Here is a 6,658-nt window from a genome sequence, read left to right on the forward strand (position 1 = left end):
GGCTCCTTCCGACTAAGCCTCCCAACCCGCCCCACTCACCGCCGCCTGCACCAGCGGGTGCAAATCCGCCCCTTTATGCTCCGTCTGCCAGGCCAGCAATTCCTTGCGCATGCTCGGTGCCCAGTACATCTGCAGATGATTGCGCACGCTGAGCACCGCCTGTTGCTGGTCCGGCTGGCTGGCGAAGTACTGGGCGATCTGGTTGGCCATCTTGATCAGGTTGTCAGTACTCATCGGCGCACCTCGGCTTTATCACCACGGGCGTGGCGGCGATCCTTGAGCAAACGGTCCTGTTCTTCGCTGAACTCCTGGAAGCGCTTCTGCCACTCCGAAGGGTGATACACGCGGCTGACTTCTACAGCCGTGACCTTGTACTCCGGACAGTTGGTGGCCCAGTCGGAGTTGTCGGTGGTGATCACGTTGGCCCCCGATTCCGGGAAGTGGAAGGTGGTGTACACCACGCCCGGGGCGACCCGTTCGGTGATCCGCGCACGCAGCACGGTCTGCCCGGCGCGGCTGCCGATGCCGACCCAGTCTCCTTCGTTGATGCCACGGCTCTCGGCGTCGGTCGGGTGGATTTCCAGGCGGTCTTCGTCGTGCCAGGCCACGTTGTCGGTGCGCCGGGTCTGGGCGCCGACGTTGTACTGGCTGAGGATGCGCCCGGTGGTCAGCAGCAGTGGATAACGAGTGTTGACCTTCTCCTCGGTGGGCACGTAGCCGGTGAGCATGAAACGCCCCTTGCCGCGCACGAACTCCTCGATGTGCATGGTCGGCGTACCGTCCGGCGCCTCGGCGTTGCACGGCCATTGCAGGCTGCCGTGGCGGTCCAGTTCGGCATAGCTGACGTTGGTGAAGGTCGGCGTCAGGCTGGCGATTTCATCCATGATTTCCGACGGATGTTTGTAGTTCATCGGGTAACCCAGGGCATTGGCCAGGGCCACGGTGCCTTCCCAGTCGGCCTTGCCGCCTAGCGGGTCCATGACCTTGCGCACCCGGGAGATGCGCCGTTCGGCGTTGGTGAAGGTGCCGTCCTTTTCCAGGAACGAACTGCCCGGCAGGAACACATGGGCGAACTTGGCGGTTTCGTTGAGGAAAATATCCTGCACCACCACGCACTCCATGGCCGACAAAGCGGCGGTGACGTGCTGGGTATTCGGATCGCTCTGGGCGATGTCTTCGCCCTGGCAATACAGGCCTTTGAAACTGCCGGCCAGGGCCGACTCGAACATGTTGGGAATGCGCAGGCCCGGGTCGGGTTGCAGGGTGACGTTCCACGCCTGTTCAAACTGCGCCCGCACCACCTCGTTGGAGATGTGCCGGTAGCCAGGCAACTCGTGAGGGAACGAGCCCATGTCACAGGAACCCTGAACGTTGTTCTGCCCCCGCAACGGGTTCACGCCCACGCCTTCGCGGCCGATGTTGCCCGTGGCCATGGCCAGGTTGGCGATGCCCATCACCGAAGTACTGCCCTGACTGTGTTCGGTGACGCCCAAACCGTAGTAGATCGCCGCATTGCCACCGGTGGCATACAGGCGCGCAGCGGCACGGATGTCGGCAGCGGGTACTCCGCAGACAGGGCCAAGGGCTTCCGGCGAGTTTTCCGCACGGCTGACGAACTCACTCCAAATCGCGAAATCGCTGCCCTCACAACGGGCGTCGATAAAGGCCTGATTGAGCAAGCCTTCGGTGACGATGACATGAGCCAGCGCGTTGAGCATGGCGACGTTGGTGCCCGGGCGCAGGGCCAAATGGTATTCGGCGCGGGCATGCACCGAGTCCACCAGATCAATGCGCCGTGGATCGATGACGATCAGCCGCGCGCCTTCACGCAAGCGGCGTTTGAGCTGGGAGGCGAACACCGGGTGGGCGTCGCTCGGGTTGGCGCCCATCACCAGGATCACGTCGGCCTGCATCACCGAGTCGAAACTTTGGGTGCCGGCGGACTCGCCCAGGGTTTGCTTCAAGCCATAGCCGGTCGGCGAGTGGCAGACCCGCGCACAGGTGTCGACGTTGTTGTTGCCGAACGCGGCGCGCACCAGTTTTTGCACCAGATAGGTTTCTTCGTTGGTGCAGCGGCTGGAGGTGATGCCACCAATGGAGTCGCGGCCGTACTTCTGCTGCAACCGACGGAATTCGCTGGCGGCGTAGGTCACCGCTTCATCCCAGCTGACTTCCTGCCACGGGTCGTTGATGTGTTTGCGGATCATCGGCTTGGTGATGCGATCCGGATGGGTCGCATAGCCCCAGGCAAAGCGCCCCTTGACGCAGGAGTGGCCGTGGTTGGCCTGGCCGTTCTTGTCCGGAACCATGCGCACCAGCTGGTCGCCTTTCATCTCGGCACGGAACGAGCAGCCCACGCCGCAGTAGGCACAGGTGGTGATCACGCTACGTTCGGGCTGCCCCAGTTCGACCACGCTTTTTTCCATCAGGGTCGCAGTAGGGCAGGCTTGCACACAGGCACCACAGGACACGCACTCCGAGTCGAGGAAGTTATCCCCACCCGCGGCTGCCACGCGGGATTCAAAACCGCGCCCGGTAATGGTCAGGGCAAAGGTGCCCTGGGTTTCTTCGCAAGCGCGCACGCAGCGGTTGCAGACGATGCACTTGCTCGGGTCGTAGTCGAAGTAGGGGTTGGAGGTGTCCTTCACATCGGCCAGATGGTTGTCGCCTTCATAGCCGTAACGCACCTCCCGCAGGCCGACCTGACCGGCCACGGTTTGCAGCTCGCAGTTGCCGTTGGCCGAGCAGGTCAGGCAGTCCAGCGGGTGATCGGAGATGTACAACTCCATGACGTTGCGCCGCAGCGTCGCGAGCTTTGGCGTCTGGGTGTGCACGCTCATGCCTTCAGTGACCGGCGTGGTGCAGGACGCCGGGTAGCCGCGCATGCCGTCGATCTCCACCAGACACATGCGGCAGGAGCCGAAGGCTTCCAGGCTGTCGGTGGCACAGAGTTTCGGAATGGTGGTGCCCAGCAGCGCGGCGGCGCGCATCACCGAAGTGCCTTCGGGCACGCTGATGCTGCGGCCGTCGATGCTCAGGGTGATTTGCACCTCGCTCTCGCGAGCAGGAGTGCCGAGGTCGATATCGGTGTTCGGGTCGAAGAGAGTGATCATTGCTCGGCCTCCGAGGGCTGCAAGCCGAAGTCGGCGGGGAAGTGCTTGAGGGCGCTGGCGACCGGAAACGAAACCATGCCGCCCAACGCACATAGCGAACCGTATTGCAGGGTGTCGCACAGGTCCTTGAGGATGATCACCTGCTCATCCCGACCGCTCTGGTCAGGCGCGGCCAGCAGGCGGTCGATCACCTCCACACCCCGAGTCGAGCCGATGCGGCACGGCGTGCATTTGCCACAGGATTCCTCGGCGCAGAACTCCATCGCGAAACGCGCCATATGGGCCATGTCCAAGGTGTCGTCCGCCACCACCACACCACCGTGACCGAGCATCGCGCCGATGGCGGCAAAGGCCTCGTAATCCAGCGGCGTGTCGAATTGCGAAGGCGGCACCCAGGCGCCGAGCGGGCCACCCACCTGCGCAGCCTTCAGCGGCCGGCCACTGGCGGTCCCTCCGCCGTAGTCTTCCACCAGCTCCCGCAGCGACAGGCCAAAAGCCCGTTCCACCAGTCCGCCATGACGAATATTGCCCGCCAGCTGGAAGGGCATGGTGCCCAGGGAACGGCCCATGCCGTAATCGCGATAGAACTGCGCACCCTTGGCCAGAATCAGCGGCACCGAGGCCAGGGTCAGCACGTTGTGCACCAGGGTCGGTTGGCCAAACAGGCCTTTCAAGGCAGGAATCGGTGGCTTGGCGCGGACGATCCCGCGCTTGCCTTCCAGAGAGTCCAGCAGCGCGGTTTCTTCACCGCAGATGTACGCGCCGGCACCGACGCGCACTTCCATATCGAAGGCCTGACCGCTGCCGCCAACATTGGCGCCCAGGTATCCGTTCTCCCGGGCAATCTGCAGCGCGTTGCGCAGGGTGGCCACGGCATCCGGATACTCCGAGCGCACATAGATGTAGCCGTAAGTGGCGCCGACACAGAGGCCGGCAATCGCCATGCCTTCGATCAGCAAGAAGGGGTCGCCTTCCATCAGCATGCGGTCGGCAAAGGTGCCGGAATCGCCTTCGTCGGCGTTGCACACGATGTACTTCTGCGCCGCTTCGGTCGCACGCACCGTGCGCCATTTGATCCCGGCGGGGAAGGCCGCGCCGCCACGGCCACGCAGGCCTGAGTCGAACACCGCCGTCGCGGTCTGCTCGCCGCCAAGGGTGACGGCCCTGTTCAAACCTTCGAAACCACCGTGGGCCCGGTAATCGTCCAGCGACAGCGGCCGGGTAATGCCGGCGCGAGCGAACAGCAGGCGTTGTTGAGTCTTCAGATAGGGCAATTCTTCCACCAGGCCCAAGGCCAGCGGATGAGCGGACGGCTCGCCGTGCAGCGCATCAAGCACGGACGGCACATCAGCAGCGGTCAGCGGGCCAAAGCCAATTCGACCTTGCGGGCTGTCCACCTCCAACAGCGGTTCCAGCCAATACAGCCCGCGCGAACTGGTGCGCTGCAGCTCCAGCGGCAGATTGCGCTCCTTGGCCTGAGTGATCAGGGCCGTGGATACCTCGTCGGCACCCACAGCACGGGCCAGCGAATCACAGGGCAGATAAAGAGTCGGCATCACGCGTCCTCCCGGCAAGCATCGAGCAGGGCATCCAGACGCTCGGCACTCAGCCGCGCATGCACCCGGCCATCCAGCTCCAGCGCCGGCGAACAGGCACAGGCCCCAAGGCAATACACCGGCCGCAAACTGATGCTGCCATCGGCACTGCTGCCGTGATCATCCAGTTGCAGCCGCTCACGCAACTGCGCAGCCAACTGCTCGGCACCACGGCTCTTGCACGACTCGGCCCGGCACAGCCGCAGGATATGCCGCGCGGGCGGCGCAGTACGGAAATCATGGTAAAAACTGATCACCCCACGAACCTCGGCCTGGCTCAGGTTCAGGGCATGGGCAATCTCGGGGACGGCAACATCGGGGACGTAACCGATACGCTCCTGAATATCATGAAGAATGGGCAACAGCGCACCCGCAGAGCCCTTGTGGCGCTCCAGCAAACTGTTGACCACGGGCAGGTGCAACATCTCATCAGGCATTCAGCAATCCTCACGGTCACGGACAAACCAGAAGGTCGTCGGTCGTCCGAAAGTGGCGGCTGCGGCACTCACACCACGTCACGGTATCGTGGCAATTTGGCCGTTGGCCAGGGCACCCTGAGCGGGCATCTTGTTGTGCCCGGCACGGTCTTCGCCGCACCTCTACTGGGCATAAAGGGCAGCTTGCCACGCCGCTATTGATCGACCTGCACCAAAGCGACGTGCTCGGTTCTGCCTACGACTATCCATTAAGTCTAGATGAGTGGTGCACGGGGCGTTCACACACTGGCCTAATGCCCGGAGGGCCTGTCGATGAATGATGTATAACAAGCAATACGGGAGAGAAAAAGCATCAGAACCAAGGGCCGTTTTACGGAGCAGATGCGTTGACCTATGCCGCTACACAACCTTGTGGGAGCGGGCTTGCCCGCGAAAGCGCCAGCCCAGACAGCATCAATGCTGGATCAGTTGCCTGGCGATACCTGCTCAGTTGAAAAGCTGGATGCAAAAGCCGTGGGCCTGCTAACCCGTGCCGCCTGGCTGAGCGCACTACTATAATTTCATGGATGTCTGCGGGGATGGAACGCTCACCATAGACTCGACGACAGCTATTGATCATGAGTGGAGCAATGATCATGGAATACGACGACAAACTCATTGAAGACGCCGTGCTTGCCCTTTTGGCAACCTTCAGTTTCGACAGCGGCAACGCTTGGAAAGGGTTCGACTTCGAGACCATGAACCGATTGCATGAACATGGTTTCATCAGTAATCCGGTGAGCAGGAACAAATCAATTTGGTTAACGGAGGAAGGGCTGGAGCGAGGTCGGCGGATAGCCGACCAATTGTTCGGCGTGAAAACTCAAGGCGAGCTTGAGTCGAGCTCTGATACCTGACTTCATACTGCGGTCACGATGGTTGGATTGATATCGAAAATAAATCCGTCCCCATTCAGTCCCCCCACTCAGCCTGGGTTGTTTTCAGCCTGTCGCGACAGGCAGCAATCCACAGCCAAAAGCGGTCAGTCAGCGTCTACGAAATAAGGGGCGATTTAGTGACGACGTGGTCTGGGTACTCTGCTGCCCTGATGTTTTGTTCGGACATTGGAAGTTCTCATAGTGGCAACCCAGGCTCTTTTGGTAGGGAAAAGAATTTTTAGACGGGGGTTGACCACGTGTTTTAATCCTGTATTATTCGCCTCCCGCTAACGAGCAGTTCGATGCTGAGTTTGGCCTAAGTAATTGATTTTGTTAATAAAATCATTCGCTTTTAAGGGTGTTATTTGAGAGCGTGTGCTGTATAGTGCGCGCCTCGGTTGAGACGAAAAGCTCTTAACCAACCGCTCTTTAACAACTGAATCAAGCAATTCGTGTGGGTGCTTGTGGGGTCAGACTGCTAGTCAACAGATTATCAGCATCACAAGTTACTCCGCGAGAAATCAAAGATGTAACCAACGATTGCTGAGCCAAGTTTAGGGTTTTCTCAAAACCCAAAGATGTTTGAACTGAAGAGT

General features: G+C 61.0%; 5 protein-coding genes. 1 reads left to right on the forward strand and 4 read right to left on the reverse strand.

Annotated elements, in window-relative coordinates; genetic code table 11:
* Positions 1–12: 12 nt before the first annotated feature.
* Genes KW846_RS12565 through KW846_RS12580 form a run of 4 tightly spaced genes read right to left on the reverse strand, consistent with a single transcriptional unit; the run spans position 13 to position 5,145 of the window.
* Positions 13–234 carry a formate dehydrogenase subunit delta gene (locus KW846_RS12565; protein ID WP_007971952.1) on the reverse strand — a complete coding sequence of 74 codons (222 nt, stop codon included), beginning with the start codon at positions 232–234 and terminating at the stop codon, positions 13–15.
* Positions 231–3,113: a formate dehydrogenase subunit alpha gene (gene fdhF, locus KW846_RS12570; RefSeq protein ID WP_218482489.1), complete on the reverse strand. Its 2,883-nt coding sequence runs from the start codon at positions 3,111–3,113 to the stop codon at positions 231–233. The genes KW846_RS12565 and fdhF overlap by 4 nt, the downstream gene beginning before the upstream one ends.
* Complete coding sequence (locus KW846_RS12575; RefSeq protein ID WP_218482492.1) at positions 3,110–4,669, reverse strand: NADH-quinone oxidoreductase subunit NuoF; 1,560 nt, start codon at positions 4,667–4,669, stop codon at positions 3,110–3,112. Before KW846_RS12575 ends, fdhF begins: the two co-directional genes overlap by 4 nt.
* Positions 4,669–5,145, reverse strand: coding sequence for a formate dehydrogenase subunit gamma (locus KW846_RS12580; RefSeq protein ID WP_056855147.1), 477 nt, complete (start codon positions 5,143–5,145; stop codon positions 4,669–4,671). The genes KW846_RS12575 and KW846_RS12580 overlap by 1 nt, the downstream gene beginning before the upstream one ends.
* Before the next feature lie 635 nt (positions 5,146–5,780).
* On the opposite strand from KW846_RS12580, the gene KW846_RS12585 reads away from it, so the two are divergent.
* A complete protein-coding gene (locus KW846_RS12585; RefSeq protein ID WP_218482494.1) occupies positions 5,781–6,041 on the forward strand; it encodes a DUF6429 family protein in 261 nt (86 codons plus the stop codon).
* Positions 6,042–6,658 lie beyond the last annotated feature (617 nt).

This window comes from Pseudomonas sp. PDM32 (assembly GCF_019219225.1).
Classification (GTDB): Bacteria; Pseudomonadota; Gammaproteobacteria; order Pseudomonadales; family Pseudomonadaceae; genus Aquipseudomonas; species Aquipseudomonas laurylsulfatiphila.

Bases quoted from the DNA above. Each gene is read 5' to 3' on its own strand.
- KW846_RS12565 (WP_007971952.1), bottom strand. From the start codon at position 234: ATGAGTACTGACAACCTGATCAAGATGGCCAACCAGATCGCCCAGTAC.
- fdhF (WP_218482489.1), bottom strand. From the start codon at position 3,113: ATGATCACTCTCTTCGACCCGAACACCGATATCGACCTCGGCACTCCT.
- KW846_RS12575 (WP_218482492.1), bottom strand. From the start codon at position 4,669: ATGCCGACTCTTTATCTGCCCTGTGATTCGCTGGCCCGTGCTGTGGGT.
- KW846_RS12580 (WP_056855147.1), bottom strand. From the start codon at position 5,145: ATGCCTGATGAGATGTTGCACCTGCCCGTGGTCAACAGTTTGCTGGAG.
- KW846_RS12585 (WP_218482494.1), top strand. From the start codon at position 5,781: ATGGAATACGACGACAAACTCATTGAAGACGCCGTGCTTGCCCTTTTG.